This is a genomic window from Bacillus sp. ISL-46 (assembly GCF_018613205.1).
The window spans coordinates 16034-39286 of record NZ_JAGGQR010000013.1; the positions used below are offsets into that span (position 1 = coordinate 16034).

Sequence of the window (23253 nt, forward strand, 5' to 3'; positions counted from 1 at the left end):
ACAAGATTAAAAAAAAGGAAAGAGATCAAATCGGGAACCAAAGGCAGGATTGGTTGGATGAATGGGTGGCTCATTATCGTTCCTATGGTACAGAAGGACGATGTGCAAGCTACATTCCTGCTTTGGGAAAGGCAAACCCGTCACAGTTAGGTATTTGTATCGTAGGATCAAATGGACTAGTCGTCAAGTCGGGTGATTGGCAAGTCCCTTTTACATTGCAGAGTATCTCAAAAGTGATCAGCTTTATAGCGGCATGTGTAAGTCGCGGAATTCCTTATGTGTTAGATCGGGTCGATGTGGAACCAACTGGAGATGCCTTTAACTCCATTATCCGCCTTGAAATGCATAAACCAGGTAAGCCGTTTAATCCCATGATCAATGCAGGAGCAATTACCATCGCATCACTGCTTCCGGGAGAATCATCAAAAAATAAATTGGAGTTTCTTTACAAATTTATCGAAAAAATGATAGGGAAACGTCCGAACATCAATGCGGAGGTTTTTCAGTCAGAATGGCAGACTGCCAATCGAAATAGAGCAATAGCCTATTATTTAAAAGAGACGGGTTTTTTAGAATCAGAGGTGGATGAAGCTTTAGAAGTTTATCTGAAGGTGTGTTCTTTAGAAGTAAATACGGAAGATATAGCCCTGATTGGAATGATTCTTGCTCATGATGGATATCACCCAATTCAAAAACAACAAGTAATGCCTGTTGAAGTGGCCAGACTTTCCAAAGCCTTAATGCTTACCTGTGGAATGTACAATGCTTCAGGCAAATTTGCCGCCTTTGTCGGAGTGCCAGCCAAAAGCGGGGTATCGGGAGGTATTTTAGCAACAGTTCCCCCAAGTATGAAAAGAGAACTGCCTTTTCAAGATGGATGTGGAATTGGTATTTATGGACCAGCAATTGATCAGTATGGCAATAGCCTGACGGGTGTTAAGCTATTGAAACATCTATCGCAAGAATGGGATCTGTGTATTTTCTAAAAACATCTTATAAGAAAAGATTTCATTGGACATTTGAAAAATTCATACGAAATTAAGAAAACGATGCAATAAAACTTTTATTCTTCAAATTATGGGGTGATATTAATGGCATTAACAAATACTGTAGAAAGCCTAGCCGAAGAACAGAAAAAAGAAAAGGAATCTCTAGATTTATTTCTTTCTACACAAACGGTCATAAAAGAGGCGTTGGATAAATTAGGTTATTCAAATAATGAATTTGAATTATTCAAAGAACCTATCCGAATGCTCACTGTCCGCATACCTGTAAAAATGGATGATGGTTCGATTAAAGTGTTTACCGGTTTTCGTTCCCAACATAATGATGCAGTAGGTCCGACAAAAGGAGGCGTACGCTTTCACCCAGAAGTGAACGAAGAAGAGGTAAAAGCCTTGTCTATTTGGATGAGTTTAAAGTGCGGCATTGCGAACCTCCCTTTCGGTGGTGGAAAAGGCGGCATTAAGTGTGACCCGAGAATAATGTCGTTTGCAGAACTGGAAAGATTGAGTCGTGGTTATGTTCGTGCCATCAGCCAAATTGTCGGGCCTACAAAAGATATACCGGCACCCGATGTATATACAAACTCTCAAATCATGGCTTGGATGATGGATGAGTATAGCCGCCTTCGTGAATTCGATTCTCCAGGATTCATTACGGGCAAGCCCCTTGTTTTAGGGGGGTCAAATGGACGTGAAACGGCAACAGCCCGGGGTGTAACCATCTGTATTGAAGAAGCGGTAAAGAAAAAAAACATTGAATTGCAAGGTGCTCGCATAGTGATTCAAGGTTTTGGGAATGCAGGAAGCTTTTTGGCCAAATTCATGCATGATGCTGGAGCAAAAGTGATTGGTATTTCGGATGCATATGGTGCTCTTTATGATCCAGAAGGGCTTAATATTGATTACCTGCTCGATCGACGCGATAGTTTTGGTACAGTAACACCTTTATTTAACAATGTTATCACGAATCAAGAATTACTGGAAAAAGAATGTGACATTCTGGTGCCGGCTGCCATTTCCAACCAAATTACAGCACAAAACGCCAATCGTATTAAAGCTTCCATCGTAGTGGAGGCAGCTAACGGGCCAACAACCCTTGAAGCAACCAAAATTTTGGATGAAAGAGGAATCCTCCTTGTTCCGGATATATTGGCAAGTGCAGGTGGTGTCACCGTATCTTACTTTGAATGGGTTCAGAACAATCAAGGATTTTATTGGTCAGAGGAAGAGGTGGCTGAAAAATTACGAAAAGTAATGGTCGATTCTTTTGAAAATATTTATCAAACAACACATGTCCATCAAGTTAATATGCGCTTAGCAGCGTATATGGTTGGAATAAGAAAACTGGCTGAGGCCTCACATTTCCGGGGCTGGATCTAAAATGCGAGATTTTCTACAATTATATGGAAGAAGGAGATTTTCTTGTGGATTATCACTGTCCATTCAAAAAACAATCTAAACATGTTTGAGTTTGACACTGAAAAAGAAGCAAAAGAAGCTTTCGAAAAAATGAAGGGCTGTAAAATCCTTACTGAGATCCTTTACCTATGATTATGTAGTTTCTATTATAAATTAAAACTACATTTTTGTTAGAGAGAAGAAACATGAAGGCGATTAACAGTATTTGTAAGTTTCTAATTTTCGAAACCTGCCTGTGATGAGGTTATCAGTAGAAGTGATTACAGTCTCGTTTCATTAACCATTGCCTGTGCTCATCAAGGCCATTTCAAGAATTGCTTTCTGATGAAATTTATTCATCTATTGCTTTAACAAATACGTATGCGGCCATGAAAGGAGTGGTACAAGATCTATACATAGCATAATAAAATTACATTTCAATGGTTTCTTACCACAGCGACAAAGAAACATTTTCTTCCGCTGCATTAGCATCCATGTCTATACGGAGATCAGCTAACTCTGCAAATGATGCTGATGCAATAAACCCTGTTAAAAAATGATCTTATATTAAGATTCCAGCAGCAGGTGGCACCATCGCCGGCACTGACTCTACTTCGATTCGAACCATTTCTATCAAACTGATGTCCTAATTGCTTCAATATAAACTACTAAATTTTAATAAGGGGTGGTAAAATGCCACAATTATTACAAAATATGATTGGTGTAACAAATGAATTCCTTTGGTCAAAATTACTAATTATTATGCTTGTTTCTTGCGGGATTTATTTCACATTTAAATCGAAATTTGTACAGTTTCGAATGTTAAAGGAAATGGTCCGTGTTTTAATGGAAGGGAGAACTGGTGCTAAAGACAACATTTCCCCATTTCAAGCGTTCTGTATTGGTATGGCCGCTCGCGTTGGGACAGGTAATATCACAGGAATTGCGATTGCGATTGCATTAGGCGGTCCTGGAGCGGTATTCTGGATGTGGGTTATTGCTATTATTAGCTCAGCATCCAGCTTTATTGAAAGTACGTTAGCGCAAGTATATAAAGTAAAAGATAAAAATGGTTTCCGCGGCGGCCCATCCTATTATATGGAAAAAGGATTAAACAAACGTTGGATGGGAGTAGTATTCTCCATTTTAATTACGCTTTCTTTCGGTCTTGTATTCAATTCTGTACAATCAAATACCGTTTCAATTGCTTTTGAGAACTCATTTGGTACAGATCGTTTAACTTTAGGGATTATCATGGCACTTGCTTTCGCTGCGATTATCTTTGGCGGTGTGAAGCGTATTGCAAAAATGGCTGAATACAAGGTTGTGATTCTAGCTGTGTTATACATTGGTATTGCATTATTTATCATAGCTACGAACATAACAAAAATGCCGGAAATTCTTTCTCTTATTGTTAAAAACGCGTTTGGCTTTGAACAAATAGCAGGCGGTTCAATCGGCGCTGCACTCATGAATGGAGTTAAACGTGGTTTGTTCTCGAATGAAGCTGGAATGGGGAGTGCGCCAAACGTTGCCGCAACGGCAACAACAAGTCATCCGGTTAAACAAGGACTTATTCAAGCATTTGGCGTATTAACGGATACTCTGATCATCTGTACAAGCACAGCATTTATTATTTTACTTTCTGATGCTTACAAACAACCAGGGCTAAGTGGTATTGCACTTACACAAGCAGCATTAAGTGAACATGTCGGTTCCTGGGCATCAGGCTGTCTGGCTATCTTTATTTTTCTATTTGGATTCGGTGCGTTAATCGGTAACTATTATTATGGGGAAACAAATATTCGATTTTTACACACAAGTAAAGTATGGTTGATGCTATACCGAATAAGCGTGTTAGCCATGATTGTATTCGGTTCCATTGCAAAGGTCCAGTTTGTATGGGATTTAGCGGATTTATTTATGGGCTTTATGGTTATCATAAACTTGATTGCTATTACATTACTAGCAAAAATAGCCTTTGCTGCTTTAACGGATTACATGAAACAGAAAAAAGCTGGTAAAGATCCTGTCTTTTATAAAGATTGTATTAAAAATTATGAAGGCATTGAATGTTGGGAGCACTCTCCAGCTACTTCTACTTCAAAAAAGGAAAAAGCGATGTAAATAATACAAAAAGATGTTCAGATACAGTACGCGGTCTAAACATCTTTTTGTTGGTTCTGGTATAAAAACATCTATTAATCCTGCAATAGATTAGGCTGGCTTCGAGATGTAGGTCTAATTAATTATACGGATTTTTCATGTACCTATAGAATCTCCTCTAACTTCAAAAACTGCGTGAGGCCAACAAGCTTATCATCGATGGAAAACGGGAGAGATGACAGCTGTGAAGGCGACGCATGGTATAGGGGTGAAAAAGACAACTCTTTATAAGTTAGTAAAGGAGTACGAAAGAAAATCGAAAAATAACATTATATAATAGAAGGAACCCGTAAAAAAGTTGCCTTTGCTCAACGAGAGCAAAGGCTTTTATCAATTGGGAATACTTTATCATAATCACCGGCTTTGTATATTTATATATATCTGAATTTAAATCTTTGAGATTAATAAATAGGATTCACATAAAAAGTGTAATTTTGAGTAATAATTTAGATTCGCATGGAGAAAATACAAAGGAAAAATCAATCACCAATAGGAGGAAAAAACAATGACAATGGTACAAGACATTATGACAAAGGATGTTAAGGTGTGTGCATCACATGACTCTGTGACAGTAGCCGCAAGAATAATGCGTGATATCAACTGTGGTTCTGTTCCAGTTTGTGAAGGTAGAAAAGTTGTTGGAATGATTACAGATCGTGATATTGTATTGAATTGTGTAGCTGATGGGAAAGACAGCAATTCCGTTCATTGCCATGATTGTATGACTTCGGATGTAATCACTTGTTCGCCTGATACAGATGTACATGAATGTGCTCGTATGATGGCAGACCATCAAATCCGTCGCATTCCAGTTGTACAAAATGGTGAAATGATTGGTATTTGTGCGATTGGTGATCTATCAACAGTCAACATTCATGTAAACGAAGCTGGAGAAGCATTAAGTCATATTTCTGAACAGATTCAATAGGAACTGTTAGTTACATCCATTCCACCTGTAAAAAGCTATTAAAGAAAAACCAAAACAAGACAATAATTTGGGATAAACCTAAAAGTACTTAAAAATGGTTTATTCCTTTTTTTTCTTTAATAACTTTTAAATTACCAATACAATTTTGTTAACAATATTGACAGAAAAGGGTAACTATCTTATTATTCTAATTGTTAACCTATCATTGATTTTGGTTTACAATTAGAGGCGAATGTAGTTGAAACGTTGGAATTTCAGTGATTTACCGGATTGTTGCGAGTAGATTATTGAAGTATTTCGAACATTTTAACCTGTGCTTATTATAGTAGTTCTATTAGAAAACTATTGTACTTAGGCCTTTAATTATTGCAGAGATCCCCAGAATTATTTTTAAAATGATTGCTGATATTCGATTAACAACAAATTACAAGGTTGGGAGGTAGAAGGTATGCAAGAGGGAAAGTATTATAGCATTAGAATGAGAGCTGCCAAGAATGGACCTCATGAACATGGTGGAAAGCATATATCCGGTGGAGAACTACTTTCAACATATAGCAATATGAAACATGCAGTGAATGCTTTATTGGAAAAGGGCTTAACTCATTCAAGAGGAAACCCAGATTTTATGCAGATTCAGTTTGAATCTATTGACGAGCCTATAAAACTAGTTAAGCCATTACAAATTGCGACAAATGAAGTGGAATCAGTAGATGAAGGGCAATCATTCGCCAGGAGACTTTTGGAGAGAGAGGGGATCCCAAGAACGAGCATTGAAAAAGCGTATCAACTGATGACTGAATATTCAGGAATCAGGGGCGCTATTTTGATTGATATTCATTCAGGTGAACGAATTGATGAACGGAAAGAAAAGGGCTTGCGTGTTTCCAGAATGGACTGGTTGGACACGAATTTTGAAAAATGGGCTGACTACTATAAGATGCCTAAGAATTCCAGAGTGAAGGAGGCACTTGTACTTGCAACAAAGGTGAATGAGCACCCAGCTACTGTCGCAGAATTATGTTGGTCAGATGATCCTGAATACATAACAGGCTATGTAGCTAGTAAAAAGCTAGGCTATCAACGCATTACAAAATTAAAAGAATACGGAGATGAACACGGCTGTCGAATCTTCTTTGTGGATGGCTTAAGCGATCTTCATTCATACATACACTACTTAGAAAAACAGCCAATTTTTATTCATTGGGAGGAAGAGAATGACACAAGAGTTAATTGAAAAAAGTAAAAAGTATCTTTGGCTGCCTTTCACTCAAATGAAAGATTATGATGAAAATCCTTTCATTATTGAGAGTGGAAACGGAATTAAAGTAAAAGACATTTATGGTAAGGAATATTATGATGGATTTTCTGCTTTGTGGCTCAATGTACATGGCCACCGAAAAAAAGAATTGGATCAAGCGATTAAGAAACAACTTGAAAAAATAGCCCACTCTACATTGTTGGGGATGACAAATGTTCCAGCAACAGAGCTTGCTGAAAAACTAATTGAAATAAGTCCTGAAAAGTTAACGCGTGTCTTTTATTCAGATAGTGGAGCAGAAGCGATGGAAATTGCTCTTAAGATGGCGTTTCAATATTGGATGAATATTGGTAGGCCAGAGAAACAAAAATTTATAGCGATGCAAAATGGCTATCATGGCGATACGATTGGGGCCGTTAGTGTTGGTTCAATCGAGCTTTACCATCAAGTGTACGGCCCATTAATGTTTGAGAGTTTTAAAGCACCAATTCCTTACGTATATCACTCTAAGAGTGGTGATCCTGTACAGTGCCGCGATGAATGTTTAGATATACTTGAACAGCTCCTGAATGAAAATCACCAAGAAATCGCTGCACTTACTATTGAATCAATGGTCCAAGGAGCCGGAGGTATGATTGTGATGCCAGAAGGATTTTTGGCAGGTGTACGTAAGCTTTGTACAAAATATGATGTCTTAATGATTGTTGATGAAGTAGCGGCTGGATTTGGACGTACGGGGAAAATGTTTGCCTGTGAACACGAAGGTGTCCAACCAGACATAATGGCAGTTGGGAAAGGGATTACAGGAGGCTATTTGCCAATTGCTGGTACATTGACAACAGAGGAAATCTATATGGCATTCTATGATGACTATGAAAAGTTAAAAACGTTGTTCCACGGTCATTCTTATACAGGAAATCAGCTTGGATGTGCAGTTGCAATTGAAAATTTACGTTTGTTTGAATCTGAAAATATTGTAGAACAGGTAGCCAAAAAGGCAGAGTATCTCCATTTACTCCTACAAGAGCTGCAATCGCTTCCGCACGTTGGGGATATTAGGCAACTTGGTTTTATGTGTGGAATAGAGCTTGTTTACTCAAAGGAAACAAAGGAGCCCTTTTCTGCTCATAAACGAGTAGGTTATCAGGTTACTTTAAAAATGAGAGAGCTTGGTATGTTAACGAGACCATTAGGTGATGTCATTGTATTTTTTCCTCCGCTTGTTAGTACTAGGGAAGAAATTAAAGCGATGGTCATGATCATGAAAGAAGCCATCAATGAGGTAACAAATGGAGTGACGAGTGTTGGAGCTTGATAGATGGTTAAGCCATCGATTAGACAAGACCAAAGAGGCTGGTTTGTATCGAAAGTTTCGAACAATGAATACGGCTCCGCTTCCTGAGATGTTGATTGATGGTCAGAGACAGATCGTCTTTTCATCAAATAATTATTTAGGGCTGGCGAATGATCGACGATTGGTTTATGCGGCAGAAACGAGCCTACATGATTTTGGAGTAGGAAGCAGTGGCTCAAGGTTAACTACAGGTCACACTGAATGGCATCAAAAACTTGAAGAAAGAATTGCAAGCTTCAAGCAAACGGAGGAAGCTCTCCTGTTTTCAAGCGGTTATTTAGCGAATGTCGGTGTGCTATCGTCATTGCCTGAAAAAGGGGATGTCATTTTAAGTGATCAATTAAATCATGCCAGTATTATCGATGGCTGCCGGCTATCCAATGCTGACACAGTCATTTATAGCCATGTCGATATGGGTGATCTTGAAGAAAAGTTGAAGGAAACAGCGTCATATCAGCGGCGTTTTATTGTAACAGATGGAGTATTTAGTATGGATGGTACGATTGCACCTCTTGATCAGATGCTCTCACTTGCTAAACGCTATCATGCCTACGTTATTGTTGATGATGCACACGCAACAGGTGTTTTAGGAGAAAATGGCAGGGGCACAAGTGAATATTTTGGTGTTCATCCTGATGTGGTGATTGGAACCTTAAGCAAAGCTGTTGGTACGGAGGGTGGTTTTGTTGCTGGTTCGAAGGTGTTAATTGATTTTCTGTTAAACCATGCGAGAACCTTTATTTTTCAAACAGCCATGCCGCCGGCAATCTGTGCTGCTTCGTATGCAGCCATAGAGATAATTGAAGATAGTAAAGAAATACGCCAACTGTTATTTTCAAATGTAAAAAAAATAAAAATCAGTCTTGAAGAAATGGGTTATACCGTGAAGGGGGATCTTACACCGATTATTCCTGTAATCATTGGGGATACCGAAAAGGCTGTACAATTTGCGAAAAAATTACAGGAAAAAGGAATACATGCACCAGCGATTCGTCCACCAACCGTCCCAATTGGAGAAAGTCGTATCCGGTTAACAGTCTCCTCCGACCATGGTTCAAAAGAAATCGATTACTTGCTAGAGTCCTTTAATTTCATCGGAAAAGAGTTGAACATGATTAAATGAACGGTTTTTTTGTAACAGGAACAGATACAGGAGTTGGAAAAACCATTATTTCTAGTGGACTTGCAGCTGTATTAAAAGAGAAAAATGTGGATGTTGGCGTATTTAAGCCATTGTTGAGCGGTACTTCACGTGAAGATCCAGAAAGTGATACAAGCTTACTGAAGCAACTGTCACAAACATCTTTATCCTATGAAGAGATTACCCCTTTTGAATTTAAAGAACCACTTGCACCGTATGTTGCAGGGAAGCTAGAAGGGAAGATAGTGGGGATTGAAGATGTATTAAGTCACTGGGAAAAGATTAGAGGAAAACATGAATTCTTCATCGTAGAAGGTGCTGGCGGTATTTCAGTCCCACTGGGTGAACATTTCTTAGTTAGTGACTTAATTCAGGCGTTACAGCTGCCAATCGTGCTTGTAGCCCGACCTAATCTTGGTACAGTAAATCATATTTTTCTAACGGTTCAATACGCAAAAAGCCTAGGTCTGACGATTGCCGGAATCGTGATCAACGGCATAAGTGAAAGTCCTGATCTTGCGGAAAAAACAAACCCGAAACTAATTGAAGAGTTATGTGGTGTGCCTATATTAGGCATCACACCTAAACTTAAAGAAATAACAAAAGATAACATTCAAAAAATGGTAAAGGATCACATAGATGTGACATTACTAATCAATCAAATGGAGGTAGGAAAATGTATAAATGGATGGAACTTGAAGATCAAGTGTTAGATGGGAAGGAAGTAACAAATTAGGAGGCCCTTTCAATCTTAGAATGTCCAGATGAGATAAATTTAAGAGTTTTACAGAGATGTGAGTTACACATCTCTGTAAAACGATCGTGATCGTATTTTAGGGGGCGTGACATGACAACCGATTTAAATCAAACCATACCATTTTCATTTACTTCTCCTGAGTTTTTTAAAAATCCTTATCCATTTTACGATAAGCTGCGTTCCATTCATCCGATCTATTGGGGAAATCTATTAAAATATCCAGGATGGTACGTGACAGGATACGAAGAGGCGATAGCGATTCTTAAAGATACTAGATTTAAAAATCGCATCCCGCTGCCTCAGACTTCAAAAAAATATGAGCGGCTAAAAAACACCCAAAATGACATGATGCTTTTTAAAAATCAACCAGACCATAAGCGGTTGCGTTTACTGGTTAGTAACGTATTTACTCCTAGAATGGTGGAACATCTTCGTCCTTATATCCAAGAAACGGTAAACGATTTACTGCAACAGTTTCAAAATAAGAAAACAATGGATGTGGTTTCCGATTTAGCGTTTCCTTTAGCAAGTCTCATTATAGCGAAAATAATAGGAGTACCTCAAGAAGAGCGATATCAATTTAGAGAATGGGCGGCAAGCTTAATTCAAACCATTGATTTTACCCGTTCGAGAAAGGCGTTAGACAATGGGAATGCAATTACTATAATCTTAAGGGATTATTTTAAAGAACTGATTAAAAGACGGAAACACAGCCCTGAAGAGGACCTTATCAGCATGTTAATAAAGGAGGAACAGCAAGGGGACAGGTTAACAGACGAGGAATTATTGGCAACCTGCATTTTACTTGTTATTGCCGGTCATGAGACAACAGTCAATCTTATCAGCAATTCAATCCTTACCTTATTGAAACATCCTCATCAACTGATGGACCTAAAGGAAAAACCATTACTTATTGAAGGGGCGGTTGAGGAGTTTTTGCGCTATGAGAGTCCAACACAGATGACCGCTCGGATTGCTTCGGAGGATATCGAGATTCATCAAACAACTATTAAAAAAGGCGACCAGGTATATATCCTTTTGGGAGCTGCCAATCGCGATTCGAATAAATTCCATGATCCTCATTTATTCGACATAACGAGGAATCCGAATCCCCATCTTGCATTTGGATATGGCACGCATTTTTGTTTAGGTGCCCCGTTGGCACGGTTAGAAACACAAATTACGATTAAATCACTCCTGGACTGGAAAGACAACCTTCAATTAGCGGCTCCTGACTTGCAATGGCGAAAAATGATTGGGTTTAGATCGTTAAACGAACTGCAAATTATATTTGACTGAGTTAGGATTTAGAGATTGCATATTTGGAATGGTGAATACGTACGGTAAAAGAAAACGGACACAAACTTGGACTAACCTAAGTAAATAAGACAATATAAAACACCTCCTAAATGTTGCACTGTTATCAGTACATTTATCGGAGGTGTTTTTGCTTGGGCAAAAACGTATATTCAGGAGAAACCAAATGGGCGGTAGTCAAAGATAAAATTGAAGGTAAATTAACAAATAGAGAGATTATGGATAAGTATGGGATCATAAATATTTCTCAGATTAAAACGTGGATGAGATGGTATAAATCTGGGGAGATGCATCGCGAACAGTGAGCTCTTTATTCAAGGGCTATTTTTAATGGCAAATAATGGAGGGCACTGTTTGTCTTTTTCGACAAAATTCATCAAACTCCGGGGCGTGACAGGCACGGAATCTAAGACAGCCGATGTATCCAAGAGAAACAGAGATTCTAAACCACCGCCAAATAACGATTGTGTCTGTGGAAGAATTAGACAGGATTGCAGAAGAATTAGGTGTTGAATCTGTTCTGGTTATAAGCGGCGGGGGATCGTATGTGCAGTAGAAAGGCCTGGAATCATTCACGAAAATGATGAAGTCCAGGTGTTGGTTAATGATTATAAAAATCCGATGCAATAATTAGCAATGGGGGAACTGAAGGGTGACTATTAAAAACTAATAGAGTACATACCTTACTTTGAAAATAAAGTTATAGAATTTTAGAATGTGGAGCGGAATTTAACAGCTGCTGGGCAGTGGGATTACGGGGACATGATGGCCCAGGTTGTAGTCAGCGCACTTCGAAAAGGGATGGTAAAATAATAATAGTGGAGCCAGTCGCTTTTTTTAAACTCAATTGGGACAGGCTCCTCTTAATTAGTATATAGATGCATATGCTGTGAAAAAAATGAGAGAAAAGTATGTTGCACCTAAAGATAAGATAGTATCTTTATAAAATGTTGATATTCCCTTCAATCGTTATTACTGCTGTTCCAGCTACGTCAATGATTGGTTCATTATTTTCCGAATGAATCGTTATATATAATGTACCCGGTCTGCCAATTGCATGACCTTGACCAATTTTAAGTTGATGAGGTTGCTTTTTTGAAAGAAATCCTTCTAAAAACAAATACCCGGCTAATGCACCATTTGCTGCACCAGTTACAGGATCCTCATTGATTCCGATACCAGGGGCGAAATCCCTTGTATAAATATCAAACTCCCCATTTGTATCAAAGGTAAATAAATGAGTGGTTGAAATATTATGCTCCCGATTCATGCTGCCTAACTCTTTTAGTTGCGGCTCAGCTAAATCAATGGCTTTACGTGTTTTCACTGGAACAAGAAGATGCCAGTTTCCAGTATTGCTTAGTTTAATTGGATATCTTTCATCTAGATCAGTTGTTTGAATACCGACTAGTTGGGCAAGCGTGTCTTTATTGATTTCGATTTCTTTGACTTTTGGAGCGATCTGGGTCATAGAAACACTAATAAGTTGATTGTTTTCTTTTATCCATTTTACTGGAATCAGTCCTACGTTGGTTTCAAATACAATCTGATCAGCTTTATTTAACCAATTGTATTTGGTTCCAAGTAACCAGGAAAGACCAATTGTTGCATGGCCGCAAAAATTGATTTCCTCAAGCGGTGTAAAATATTTTACTTTAAAATCTGCATGTGGATGAGAAGAAGCCATTAAAAAAACAGACTCTGGGAGGTTCAATTCATTTGCAATTTTTTTCATGTCTTCCTCCCTTAAATTTTTCGCATCGGGAATAACCCCCGCAGGATTTCCACCAAACGATACATCAGTAAAAGCATCAATATGGTAAACCGGGATTTGTTTCATGTTTCTCCTCCTTGAAATGATCTTTTGTACTTTAATCATATGCACTAATTTTGTATAAGTAAAATGAATATTATGAATTGAATACATGGGAAATTTTCATGTAAATCTATCTCAAGAATAAATACGTGCCCCGTATTTTAGATAAATTAAGGAGGAAACCATGTCGCTTTTTCAATTTGAAGTATTTCTTAAGGTTGTAGACACTGGAAATTTTACGAAGGCTGGCGGAAATTTAGGACTCACACAATCTGGTGTCAGTCATAATATATCTGCTTTGGAGTCAGAACTGGGGATTATTCTTTTAAATAGAGGCAGAAATGGAGTTTCATTGACGGATGCAGGAAAACGGATTATTGGACATATGAGAAATATAGTTTCAGAGTCGGAACAGATTAAACAAAAGACGGCTGCTATTCTTGGGATAGAAATGGGTAAAATCAAGATAGGAAGTTTTCCAAGCACTTCAGCTAAATTATTGCCTGGCATTATATCTTATTTCAAAAGCAGGTATGAAGGGATTGAGTTGGAGCTATATGAGGGGAGCTATGACGAAATTACTGAATGGGTAGAAAATGGAGTTATTGATATTGGATTTGTATCGTTGCCGGTTAAAAGGTTGGAGACGATTCCTCTTTTAAAAGATAAATTAGTTGTGCTAGTACCTAGCGATCACCCTTTCCGTGAACATAAGTCCTTAACCATAGAGCAGTTATCGCAGGAACCCTTTATCATGCCAAAGGCAGGCTGTGAGGTGCTGGTCAAGGAAAGGTTTCAATCAAATGGATTACAGCCTAATATTCATTTTGAGGTGGAAGATAATCAAACCATAATTTCAATGGTTCAAGAAGGACTGGGGCTAACAGTGATTCCTCAATTAACATTACCAAATTGGTTAACGCAAGTTTCTACTGTTGAACTTGTTCCTGAAACCTATCGTACTATTGGATTAGCAGTAAAGTCTAGGAAGGATTGTACGCCTGCTGTAAAAGAATTCATAATTGCCTCGCAGAAATTTGTGAAAACAAATAGCGAAAATAACAAACCCTATCTCTAGGATTACAAAGTTCCTAGGACAGAGGAAGTGGTAATTATGGTATATACTTTAGTGCAAAGTTGGGAACCAGCATTTCCCTCCAACCATAATTTCAAAAGTAATTTTATAAATACCACTCTTTTAAAAAAAAAATTTTTCGATGGAGGGATTAGGCAACTATTGTGGTGTACTGCCTAATTGGGGGAGCTCGGGTCCAGAGCAAAGAAAATTTAAAAATGAAATATTTGAGCATTGATGAACAGAATGACTAAAGAAATAATGATGAATTGGAGGCCAAGGATGATGGCTGAAATTAAATTTGAAATAAAAGAGACTATTGGGGCAATTTCAAAGTCCCCAAAAGGCTGGAGCAAAGAACTAAATCTGATTAGTTGGAACGGAAAAGAGCCCAAATATGATTTACGTGAATGGGCACCGGACCATGAGAAAATGGGAAAAGGTGTTACATTGACGGTTGAAGAGCTAAAGTCGTTAAGGGATTTGTTGAATGGGATGGGGTTATAATTAGCACAGGAATTGGGGCCATTAGCTATATATGAGGTGGCCCCTTCTTTATTCATTAAAGATCGTTAAAATAGTTCTACTTGAGTTTGGTTACATAGCGGGTTCATGTGAACATTTTTGTTTTTTTCTAATGGAATGCTCGCCCTATCATTCGCCCATACTACTATGGGTGATGGATAATGCCATGTCAAAAAAGTGACGATTTACGGCGATTAGTGGAAGATGCAAAAAGATATACAAAAGATGGCAAGGTTGCAGACTATATTCCCGAGCTGGCTAAAGCAAATCCAGGTGATTTGTCTATTGCTATTAATTATCCTGACGGAAGATGTATCTCAGCGGGGGATATTGATAAAAAGATTACGCTCCAAAGTATCTCAAAGGTAATAAGCTTAGCTCTTGTTTTAATGGAAAGAGGTTTTCGTTATGTATTTGAACGGGTTGGGATGGAGCCTACTGGAGATCCGTTTAATTCTATTGCCAAATTAGAAACAATGGCACCAGCTAAACCATTAAACCCGATGATCAATGCAGGGGCACTTGTGGTGACTCATATGATTAAAGGGGATTCAGTAGAGGATCGGTTTAATCGGTTATTAGGCTTTATCCGGGAATTGTCCGGCGACCCTTCGGTTGGATATAGTGAGAAGGTAGCCCGATCCGAATTTGAATCTGCTGATTTAAACCGGGCATTATGTTATTTTCTCAAACAGCATAAAATCATCACTGAAGATGTTGAAACATTATTGGATTTATACACAAAACAGTGTGCTGTCGAAATGAATTGTTTGGATTTAGCGAGAATCGGCATGATTTTTGCGATGGATGGAGTGGATCCTCTTAACGGAAAACGGTTTATGCCCGACGATGTAGCAAGAATTTGCAAAACTTTTATGGTTACGTGCGGAATGTATAATGCATCGGGCGAATTCGCCATAAAAATAGGTATTCCGGCTAAAAGTGGTGTATCAGGCGGAATCATGGGGGCTGTTCCTGGTAAATTTGGAATTGGAATTTTCGGGCCTGCATTGGATGAAAAAGGGAACAGTGTTGCTGGACTTAAACTTTTGGAACTTTTATCAAGAAATTATCAACTGAGTATGTTTTAAGGTAGAGCTGAAGTAATGGAAGCTGTCAGAAAATACAATTGTTATATGACGGATTTTATTAAATGTCTAGTGGATTACCGGTATTATATCGAATGGTCAAAGACTCCTGACCCAAACCTGCCATTGTTCCCTCAAATGGGAATATGTCTAATAAATGAAGTGTATCAAAAAGGACCAGGTTTGGTCCTTTTCCTTTTTATTATTATCAATAACAAGGGACAAGTTAAATTTATAATTGATACATGCAAGTTGTTTTGAAACTATGCTACCATATATCTGTGTTGCTCTACCGTATAGCATGGACACATTATGAAGCCATGAAATACTTAAATGAAATGAAAGGAAACTATTACATGAATTTCCAATCTGTTGTTGCTAATGTTCCTGATTATAAAGCTTTTCTGACTATAGATGAAATGGATGAGAGCTGCAGGAAGCTTGCTAATGAGTTTCCCGATCTCGTTACCGTATTTGAGGCTGGAAAATCTCGAAAGGGACATTCGATTTTATGTATGAAAATTGGAGATGGTCCAAAGAATGCTTTATGCTTTGCCTGTCCTCACCCTAATGAACCTATTGGTGCCATGACACTCGAGTACTTTACGATGGTTCCATTGTAAGCTATGTAATAGGCACTTCTAATAATAATCCGTTGGTGTTTAAACTTCGGGCGTGACAGGCATGGAAATTCATTTTAAGTCGAGAGAATTAGTAAATATCTTCTTTTCCTCCATCCATTTTTTCAACTCCTCGATATGGTTAGCATCTTCTTTCGTAAAGCCAAGTACATAATTATTTCTTTCAAGATCCTTCAATACACCATCCTCTGGCAGTCTCAATTGTTCAAATTCAAGTTTTGCGGTTTCCTCTTTATGATTTTCGACATACTGATCCCCTTCATTAAGAGCTTTTAATGCATTTTCAACTACTTTAGGATTTTTTTGATGTTGGCGTGGTCACGGAAGAAAAAGTTATCATTCTATAATTGTGAAAAAAAGAAAAAATATGTAATGAATCTGCGGTTCTAAATATATAAGGTTGGTTTAAAAATTTACCAATAAAAGATGTACCAAAAGTACCTTTTGGGGCATTTTTTGTGCTTGTATTTGCTTTTATTAAGAAATGAGTAATGAATTATAAGTTCGAAAAGATTATATAGAAGGTATAAAATAGATTAAACATTATAACGTTATATTGACTGGAATGAAAATACGTGGTAACCTACTCTTGTAAGAAAAACAAAAGAGGTAGATGTAATCGTATACAAGTACCCATTTTATTAGGTTTACCGAAAAGGATGAGGGAAATGAAAGATTGTTTTGTATTACAGAATGTAAAACTAGTCAATGGAAATTCTGTAGACATCAAAGTAGAAAATAAAAAAATCCAAAACATTGTTCCGGCGGGAACTGGAAATGGCGGGGAGGCAATTGACTTTAATCATAAAGTAATTGTTTCCAGCGGCTGGATTGATATGCATGTCCATGCCTTTCCAGAATTTAATCCATATGGGGATGAAGTGGATGAGATTGGCTATAAAACAGGAGTAACAACGATTGTTGATGCCGGCAGTACTGGCGCTGATCGTTTGCCTGACTTAGTTAACAGCTTTAAAAAGTCGAAAACGAATGTTTTTGCCTTTTTAAATATTTCACGAATTGGCCTTAAGAGAATCGATGAGCTATCCGACCTTTCATGGCTGGATGAGGATGCATTAAAAGAGGCCATAGCCAAACACAAAGATTTTATTGTTGGACTGAAAGCGAGAATTAGTAAAAGTGTCGTAGGTCCAAATGGAGTAGAACCATTAAAAGTGGCCCGTAAATTTTCAAAGGACACTGAGTTGCCGCTGATGGTTCATATTGGTTCAGGACCGCCGGATATTAATGATGTCCTCGATTTACTTGAGAAAAAGGACATTATCACCCATTACTTAAATGGGAAAGCCAATAATTTATTTGATGAAGATGGAAAACCTCTTCCGAAGCTGCTGGATGCCATTAAACGGGGAGTACATTTGGATGTTGGCCATGGAAATGCAAGCTTCTCTTTCCAAATGGCAGAGCAGGCGAAGGAGTATGGTATTCACTTCGATACGATCAGCACGGATATCTATCGGAAAAATCGCTTGCACGGTCCAGTTTATAGTATGGCCAGTGTACTATCTAAATTTTTGTATTTAGGATATCCCTTAAAAGAGGTCATTGATGCCGTTACAGTTAAAGCGGCAGACTGGTTGAATAAGCCGGCACTCGGAAGAATTTCAGCGGGAGATTTAGCTAACCTCACATTATTTTCTATAGAGGATGAAGTGACTCAGTTGATGGATTCTGAAGGAGAAGAACGAACAGCAGAGCAGAATATTGTCGTAAAAGGAGTGGTAATCAATGGAGAATACATTGAATGCTAAATATGGTTTGAAAAGGGTTATCAATGCAAGCGGCCGGATGAGTATTTTAGGTGTTTCGGCTCCAACAGACACCGTAATGGAAGCCATGAAAATAGGCGGGCAAAATTATGTTGAAATCGCTGATTTAGTCGATAAAGCAGGACAGCATATCGCTCGGCTGCTTCAATCAGAGGCAGCGGTTGTCGTGAACTCAGCATCGAGTGGAATCGCTCTTTCGGTAGCAGCAATCGTGACTGAAGGAAACAGACGAAGAAGCGAAAGACTTCATCAAGAAACGATTCAAAAAAATGAAATCATCATGCTGAAGGGCCATAACGTTCAATACGGGGCTCCGGTGGAAACGATGGTTTTTCTCGGCGGCGGAAAATTAGTGGAAGTCGGTTATGCCAATGAGGGCAAAGCGGAGCACATTGCGGATGCCATTACTGAAAATACGGCGGCGATTCTTTTCGTCAAATCCCACCACGCTGTTCAAAAAAATATGATTTCGGTTGAAGAAGCATGGGAAGTGGCGCAAGCGAATCATGTTCCATTGATTGTCGATGCAGCTGCAGAGGAAGATTTGAAGAAATATGTACAAGTTTCTGATTTAGCGATATACAGCGGCTCGAAGGCGATTGAAGGTCCAACATCCGGGATCGTTGCCGGAAAACAAAAATATATCGATTGGGTAAAGGTTCAATTGCACTGCACCGGCAGAAGCATGAAGGTCGGTAAAGAAACAACCTTTGGACTTTTGCAGGCATTGGATGAGTATTTTGTCAAGATCGACAATAGCGAAAAGGAAAAAGCCAGTCTGGCAGTTCTCAAATCACTTGAATCCATTGAGGGTGTAAAGGTAACGATTGTACAGGATGAAGCTGGCCGTGCCATTTTCAGAGGTCGTATTCAAATTGATCCGGCTGTGACGAAAACAACTGCGAGGGAAGTAAATGACAAGCTAAGAAATGGTGAAATTGCAATCTATACCCGTGATTACGGAATTCGACAAGGCTTTTTCGATCTTGATCCACGTCCATTACAGGGTGACGATCTATACGTAATTGAAGCCCAATTAAGAGCGATTTTAGGAGGAAGCGAACAATGACAAACATTGAAAAACGTTTTTATCACAACCGTGTTGCATTGAATGTTCTAGCTAATAGCATTGAAAATGCAGTCGAAGTTTTTGAAGCGGCGGAAGGTCATGTACTAGTTGGGGTGCTTTCCAAGGATTATCCTACGGTAGAGGCTGCTGTGACAGCGATGAAGGAATACGGGGCAGCGATTGATGAAGCCGTATCAATTGGCCTTGGCGCTGGGGATAATAAACAAGCAGCAGTGGTAGCGGAAATCGCCAAATACTATCCGGGAAGTCATATCAATCAAGTGTTTCCGGCGGTTGGGGCAACACGTGCCAATTTAGGCGAGAATGATAGCTGGATTAATTCTCTTGTATCTCCAACAGGAAAAGTAGGCTATGTGAATATTTCCACTGGTCCTGTAAGTGCAGCAGCGGGAGAAACAGCGATTGTTCCCATTAAAGCGGCGATTGCATTGGTGCGGGATATGGGTGGAAATGCTTTGAAATACTTCCCTATGAAGGGATTAAAGTATGTGGAAGAGTTCCGTGCAGTTGCGAAAGCTTGCGGTGAAGAAGGGTTTGCGTTAGAGCCAACTGGCGGAATTGATTTAGCTAATTTTGAGACCATTCTAGAAATCGCCATGGAAGCAAAAGTGCCTAAAATTATTCCTCATGTTTATTCTTCTATTATTAATAAAGAAACTGGAAAAACAAACCCGGAAGATGTGAGGACACTACTCGCCATTACAAAAAAATTGGTTGAAAAACATGCCTGAAAAAATTGTTGCATTCGGTGAAGTAATGATGCGTTTGCAGGTGCCGGGATATGAATTACTGACTCAAGCTAACACATTACAATACTCTTTTTCAGGCACGGGAGTAAACGTTGCTTCTGCGATGACCAAGCTAGGCTATGATGGCTATCTTGTGACGAAATTACCAGAGAATCCTTTAGGTGATGCAGCCATTTCTTTCTTACAGCGATTGGGAATCAATCGGAAATTTGTTTCTAGAGGCGGAAAATATCTAGGGTTGTATTTTTTAGAAAATGGTTTTGGACAGCGGGCGAGCCGGGTTACCTATACCAATCGCCTGGAAAGCAGCTTTAATACCGCTCATGTTTCGGATTACGATCTGGATTTGATTGCCGAACAAACAGATATTATTCACTTTTGCGGTATTACGCTTGCCATGACCGATGGTGTTCGTGCTAGTATGAAAGAGCTGGCTAAAAAGCTAAAAGAAAAAGGCGGATTGGTTTGTTTCGATTGTAATTACCGCCCTTCCTTATGGGAGGGAGGGTACAGTGGGGCGAAACCTCATTATGAAGACATGCTGGCTTTGGCTGATATCGTCATGATGAATGAAAAAGATGCGATGTATATTTTAGGAATGGAGACAGCAGAAACCTCCCGGGAGGAACAGCTGAAAGACCTCATTCCTAAGGTGGCAAAACACTTCGATATTCAAACGATTGCGGGAACACACCGAGGGATTAATAGTGATAACACCCATTCTATACGGGGATATTTGTATAAAGATGGGCAGTTTCACTTCTCAGAAAAGATTTCTTTTTCCGTGTATGATCGAATTGGAGCCGGAGATGCTTTTACTAGCGGGATTTTACATGGGGAGCTGGCGGGATTTTCACCTGAGAAAACAGTCCGGTTTGCAGCTGCAGCAGGAATGTTGGCCTGCACCATTGTTGGCGATACCCCGATGTCGACGGAAGATGAGATCTTGTCCGCCATGGCCGGAACCATTGATGATATAAAGAGATGAAGGAGCGAGTAGGGAATGAATGTGAATCGAAAAAAGGGACCTATGTATTTACAAATAAAAGAAATATTGAAGGATCGTATTTTACATGGTGTTTATGCAATTCACACGAACATTCCCTCCGAGCCTCAATTAGAAGAAGAATTTAATGTAAGCAAAATTACTGTACGGAATGCCATTAAAGAACTGGCTCAAGAAGGATATCTGGAGAAGAAAAGTGGTAAAGGAACAAAGGTCATTGCGAATGTATCGTCTGCGAAGCTTTCAAAAGGGAAACGCTTTACGGAACTATTAGTAGAAGAAGGCCACCACATCACCAAAAAGGTGTTAAATATTAAAAAGGCTGAATTGTCTCCGGACTCGGAACTTTATTCTTTATTTGGAAGCCATTGTGTCCAAATTGAACGACTCTACTTATTGGACAACGAGCCCTATATTCATTTCACTCATTACATCTTATTAGACATAAGTGAGGAAGAATTAGAGGATGTCAATTTCGGATCTTTGTACCGCTTTTTAGAAGAGCAAAACATTAGACTGGAATCATTCCGAGATGAGTTTGCCGTTTCGATTGCACCTAGTCATGTTAGTGAAAGATTAAACGTAGAAAAAGACACAGTGGTGTTAAAAAGAATTCGTCGTTCCAGTGATGATGAAGGAAATGTATTGGAATATAGCGTGGGTTACTATAATACAGGTAAACAAAATTATATTGTTAATTATAATGATTCCATTCAGTAACCCATTTTTTTGAATAGTATGTAAGCGATTTCTTAGGGGAGAGTGAGGAAATATGAGTTTATATTTAATAGGTATTACGTTGGCAGCCATTGTAATCGTAATTTTAGGAGTATCGTGGTGGAAATGGCATGCATTTATTAGTTTAACTGTCGCCGGCCTGTTTCTAGCTGTTTTTTCTGGCGTACCAATGGACAAGATTGTCACAGCCTATGAAACGGGAGTGGGCGCTGTCCTTGGACATCTAATTGGAATTTTAGCGTTGGGAACCATCTTAGGTAAAATGATGTCTGACTCAGGTGCGGGCATGCAAGTAGCCGATTTCTTTATCAAAAAATTCGGTGTGAAATACCTGCCATGGGCGATGCTTCTTTCTGGTTTTATTATTGGGATTCCTGTGTTTTTTGAGGTTGGTCTAGTAATCTTGCTGCCCTTGGTTATTTCGATTCGCAAATCTACTAAACAAAACATTCTATTAATTGGTATCCCGGTGCTTGCCGGATTGTCGATTGTGCACGGATTAGTTCCTCCGCATCCTGGTGCGATGACAGCGATTGGCATTTATAATGCAAACTTAGGACATGTAATGCTTTATTCATTAATTATTGCTTTTCCAACGGCCGTCATTGCCGGACCTTTATTTTCAAAATGGATTCAAAAACGGGTAACTCCTGTTGGAGAACCGGAATTAATCCGCGTGGTGACAAAGTCAAGCGGATTACCAAGTATAGCGATTTCGTTTTTCATTATCTTGCTGCCTGTTTTATTAATAATGTTAACGGTAATTGCCCCATATCTTTCACTGCCAGGTGCTATTGAAAAATTTCTATTGCTTATTGGCAGCCCGGTTATTGCTTTACTAATTTCATGTTTTGCAGCCTATTTCTTCTTGGGCTACCGCCAGGGTATGGATAGGACATTAATTAAAAAATTAACGGAAGAATGTTTATTACCATTAGCTTCGATTATTCTCATTATTGGGGCAGGCGGTGCGTTCAAGCAAATTCTAATTGAAAGCGGTGTAGGGACAGCGATTGCAGCAATGTCCGAGCAAATGTCCTTATCACCGATTGTCCTAGCCTTCCTAGTTGCGGGATTAATCCGAGTCGCTACCGGTTCAGCAACTGTTGCGCTAACAACCGCAGCCGGAATTGTTTCTCCAGTAGTGGAGCATATGTCAGGTGTTAACCTCGAATTATTAGTTATTGCTACTGGTGCAGGTTCATTAATGCTTTCACATGTTAATGATGCAGGCTTCTGGTTGGTAAAAGAATATATGGGATTGACTGTTAAAGAAACATTCAAGACATGGACAGTTATGGAAACGCTCCTTTCTTTTGTCGCCTTTATCCTAGTTTTAATTTTAGATGTATTTGTTTAAGGTCATAAATTTTACTTGGTTTTTAATTGAATACCATAAAAATTAGGGAGTT

Annotated in this window: 23 protein-coding genes; 21 read left to right on the forward strand and 2 right to left on the reverse strand. The window is 38.9% G+C overall.

The window, feature by feature from the left end; translation table 11 throughout:
• Positions 1 to 5 precede the first annotated feature (5 nt).
• The 11 genes from J7E67_RS07120 (at position 6) to J7E67_RS07170 (ending at position 11879) form a co-directional block, all read left to right on the forward strand.
• Complete coding sequence (locus J7E67_RS07120) at positions 6 to 986, forward strand: glutaminase (protein WP_214715902.1); 981 nt, start codon at positions 6 to 8, stop codon at positions 984 to 986.
• Between the two features lie 105 nt (positions 987 to 1091).
• Complete coding sequence (locus tag J7E67_RS07125) at positions 1092 to 2384, forward strand: Glu/Leu/Phe/Val family dehydrogenase (protein ID WP_214715880.1); 1293 nt, start codon at positions 1092 to 1094, stop codon at positions 2382 to 2384.
• Positions 2385 to 3095: 711 nt separating this feature from the next.
• Positions 3096 to 4529, forward strand: coding sequence for an alanine/glycine:cation symporter family protein (locus J7E67_RS07130; protein ID WP_214731300.1), 1434 nt, complete (start codon positions 3096 to 3098; stop codon positions 4527 to 4529).
• Positions 4530 to 5073: 544 nt separating this feature from the next.
• A complete protein-coding gene (locus J7E67_RS07135) occupies positions 5074 to 5496 on the forward strand; it encodes a CBS domain-containing protein (protein ID WP_214715878.1) in 423 nt (140 codons plus the stop codon).
• A gap of 448 nt (positions 5497 to 5944) precedes the next feature.
• Positions 5945 to 6730, forward strand: a complete 786-nt coding sequence (gene bioW, locus J7E67_RS07140) for a 6-carboxyhexanoate--CoA ligase (RefSeq protein ID WP_214715877.1) — start codon at positions 5945 to 5947, stop codon at positions 6728 to 6730.
• Positions 6711 to 8069, forward strand: a complete 1359-nt coding sequence (gene bioA / locus J7E67_RS07145) for an adenosylmethionine--8-amino-7-oxononanoate transaminase (protein WP_214715876.1) — start codon at positions 6711 to 6713, stop codon at positions 8067 to 8069. The genes bioW and bioA overlap by 20 nt, the downstream gene beginning before the upstream one ends.
• Entirely contained in the window at positions 8059 to 9231 is a 1173-nt protein-coding gene (gene bioF / locus J7E67_RS07150) for an 8-amino-7-oxononanoate synthase (RefSeq protein ID WP_214715875.1), read from the forward strand. Before bioA ends, bioF begins: the two co-directional genes overlap by 11 nt.
• The gene (gene bioD / locus J7E67_RS07155) at positions 9228 to 9962 is read left to right on the forward strand and encodes a dethiobiotin synthase (RefSeq protein WP_214715874.1); all 735 of its coding nucleotides are present in this window, start codon (positions 9228 to 9230) and stop codon (positions 9960 to 9962) included. Before bioF ends, bioD begins: the two co-directional genes overlap by 4 nt.
• 134 nt (positions 9963 to 10096) lie before the next feature.
• Positions 10097 to 11305, forward strand: a complete 1209-nt coding sequence (locus tag J7E67_RS07160; RefSeq protein WP_214715873.1) for a cytochrome P450 — start codon at positions 10097 to 10099, stop codon at positions 11303 to 11305.
• Positions 11306 to 11457: 152 nt separating this feature from the next.
• The gene (locus J7E67_RS07165; RefSeq protein WP_214715872.1) at positions 11458 to 11628 is read left to right on the forward strand and encodes a helix-turn-helix domain-containing protein; all 171 of its coding nucleotides are present in this window, start codon (positions 11458 to 11460) and stop codon (positions 11626 to 11628) included.
• A gap of 113 nt (positions 11629 to 11741) precedes the next feature.
• A complete protein-coding gene (locus J7E67_RS07170; RefSeq protein ID WP_214715871.1) occupies positions 11742 to 11879 on the forward strand; it encodes a hypothetical protein in 138 nt (45 codons plus the stop codon).
• Between the two features lie 384 nt (positions 11880 to 12263).
• Here the strand turns inward: J7E67_RS07170 and J7E67_RS07175 are convergent, their stop codons facing one another.
• On the reverse strand, positions 12264 to 13163 hold the full coding sequence (locus tag J7E67_RS07175) for a PhzF family phenazine biosynthesis protein (protein ID WP_214715869.1): 900 nt from the start codon (positions 13161 to 13163) through the stop codon (positions 12264 to 12266).
• 160 nt (positions 13164 to 13323) lie between these two features.
• Between J7E67_RS07175 and J7E67_RS07180 the strand changes: the two genes are divergently transcribed.
• The 4 genes from J7E67_RS07180 to J7E67_RS07195 all read left to right on the forward strand — a co-directional run bounded on the left by J7E67_RS07180 (position 13324) and on the right by J7E67_RS07195 (position 16450).
• The gene (locus tag J7E67_RS07180; RefSeq protein ID WP_214715868.1) at positions 13324 to 14217 is read left to right on the forward strand and encodes a LysR family transcriptional regulator; all 894 of its coding nucleotides are present in this window, start codon (positions 13324 to 13326) and stop codon (positions 14215 to 14217) included.
• 282 nt (positions 14218 to 14499) lie between these two features.
• The gene (locus J7E67_RS07185) at positions 14500 to 14721 is read left to right on the forward strand and encodes a YdbC family protein (protein ID WP_214715867.1); all 222 of its coding nucleotides are present in this window, start codon (positions 14500 to 14502) and stop codon (positions 14719 to 14721) included.
• A gap of 179 nt (positions 14722 to 14900) precedes the next feature.
• The gene (gene glsA, locus J7E67_RS07190; RefSeq protein ID WP_214715866.1) at positions 14901 to 15830 is read left to right on the forward strand and encodes a glutaminase A; all 930 of its coding nucleotides are present in this window, start codon (positions 14901 to 14903) and stop codon (positions 15828 to 15830) included.
• A gap of 353 nt (positions 15831 to 16183) precedes the next feature.
• Positions 16184 to 16450, forward strand: coding sequence for a M14 family zinc carboxypeptidase (locus J7E67_RS07195; protein WP_251026617.1), 267 nt, complete (start codon positions 16184 to 16186; stop codon positions 16448 to 16450).
• Positions 16451 to 16519: 69 nt separating this feature from the next.
• On the opposite strand, the gene J7E67_RS31800 is transcribed toward J7E67_RS07195, so the two are convergent.
• Positions 16520 to 16645 carry a hypothetical protein gene (locus tag J7E67_RS31800; RefSeq protein WP_285290592.1) on the reverse strand — a complete coding sequence of 42 codons (126 nt, stop codon included), beginning with the start codon at positions 16643 to 16645 and terminating at the stop codon, positions 16520 to 16522.
• Positions 16646 to 17136: 491 nt separating this feature from the next.
• On the opposite strand from J7E67_RS31800, the gene J7E67_RS07200 reads away from it, so the two are divergent.
• From J7E67_RS07200 to J7E67_RS07225, 6 genes are read left to right on the forward strand one after another with little or no spacing between them, the layout of a single operon-like run.
• Complete coding sequence (locus J7E67_RS07200) at positions 17137 to 18240, forward strand: amidohydrolase/deacetylase family metallohydrolase (RefSeq protein WP_214715865.1); 1104 nt, start codon at positions 17137 to 17139, stop codon at positions 18238 to 18240.
• Positions 18218 to 19327, forward strand: a complete 1110-nt coding sequence (locus J7E67_RS07205; protein WP_214715864.1) for a DgaE family pyridoxal phosphate-dependent ammonia lyase — start codon at positions 18218 to 18220, stop codon at positions 19325 to 19327. The genes J7E67_RS07200 and J7E67_RS07205 overlap by 23 nt, the downstream gene beginning before the upstream one ends.
• Positions 19324 to 20079 carry a 2-dehydro-3-deoxy-phosphogluconate aldolase gene (gene dagF / locus J7E67_RS07210; RefSeq protein ID WP_214715862.1) on the forward strand — a complete coding sequence of 252 codons (756 nt, stop codon included), beginning with the start codon at positions 19324 to 19326 and terminating at the stop codon, positions 20077 to 20079. The genes J7E67_RS07205 and dagF overlap by 4 nt, the downstream gene beginning before the upstream one ends.
• A complete protein-coding gene (locus tag J7E67_RS07215) occupies positions 20072 to 21085 on the forward strand; it encodes a sugar kinase (protein WP_214715860.1) in 1014 nt (337 codons plus the stop codon). Before dagF ends, J7E67_RS07215 begins: the two co-directional genes overlap by 8 nt.
• A 15-nt stretch (positions 21086 to 21100) precedes the next feature.
• Positions 21101 to 21823, forward strand: coding sequence for a GntR family transcriptional regulator (locus J7E67_RS07220; RefSeq protein WP_214715859.1), 723 nt, complete (start codon positions 21101 to 21103; stop codon positions 21821 to 21823).
• 52 nt (positions 21824 to 21875) lie between these two features.
• Positions 21876 to 23201 carry a GntP family permease gene (locus tag J7E67_RS07225; protein WP_214715858.1) on the forward strand — a complete coding sequence of 442 codons (1326 nt, stop codon included), beginning with the start codon at positions 21876 to 21878 and terminating at the stop codon, positions 23199 to 23201.
• Positions 23202 to 23253: the final 52 nt, after the last annotated feature.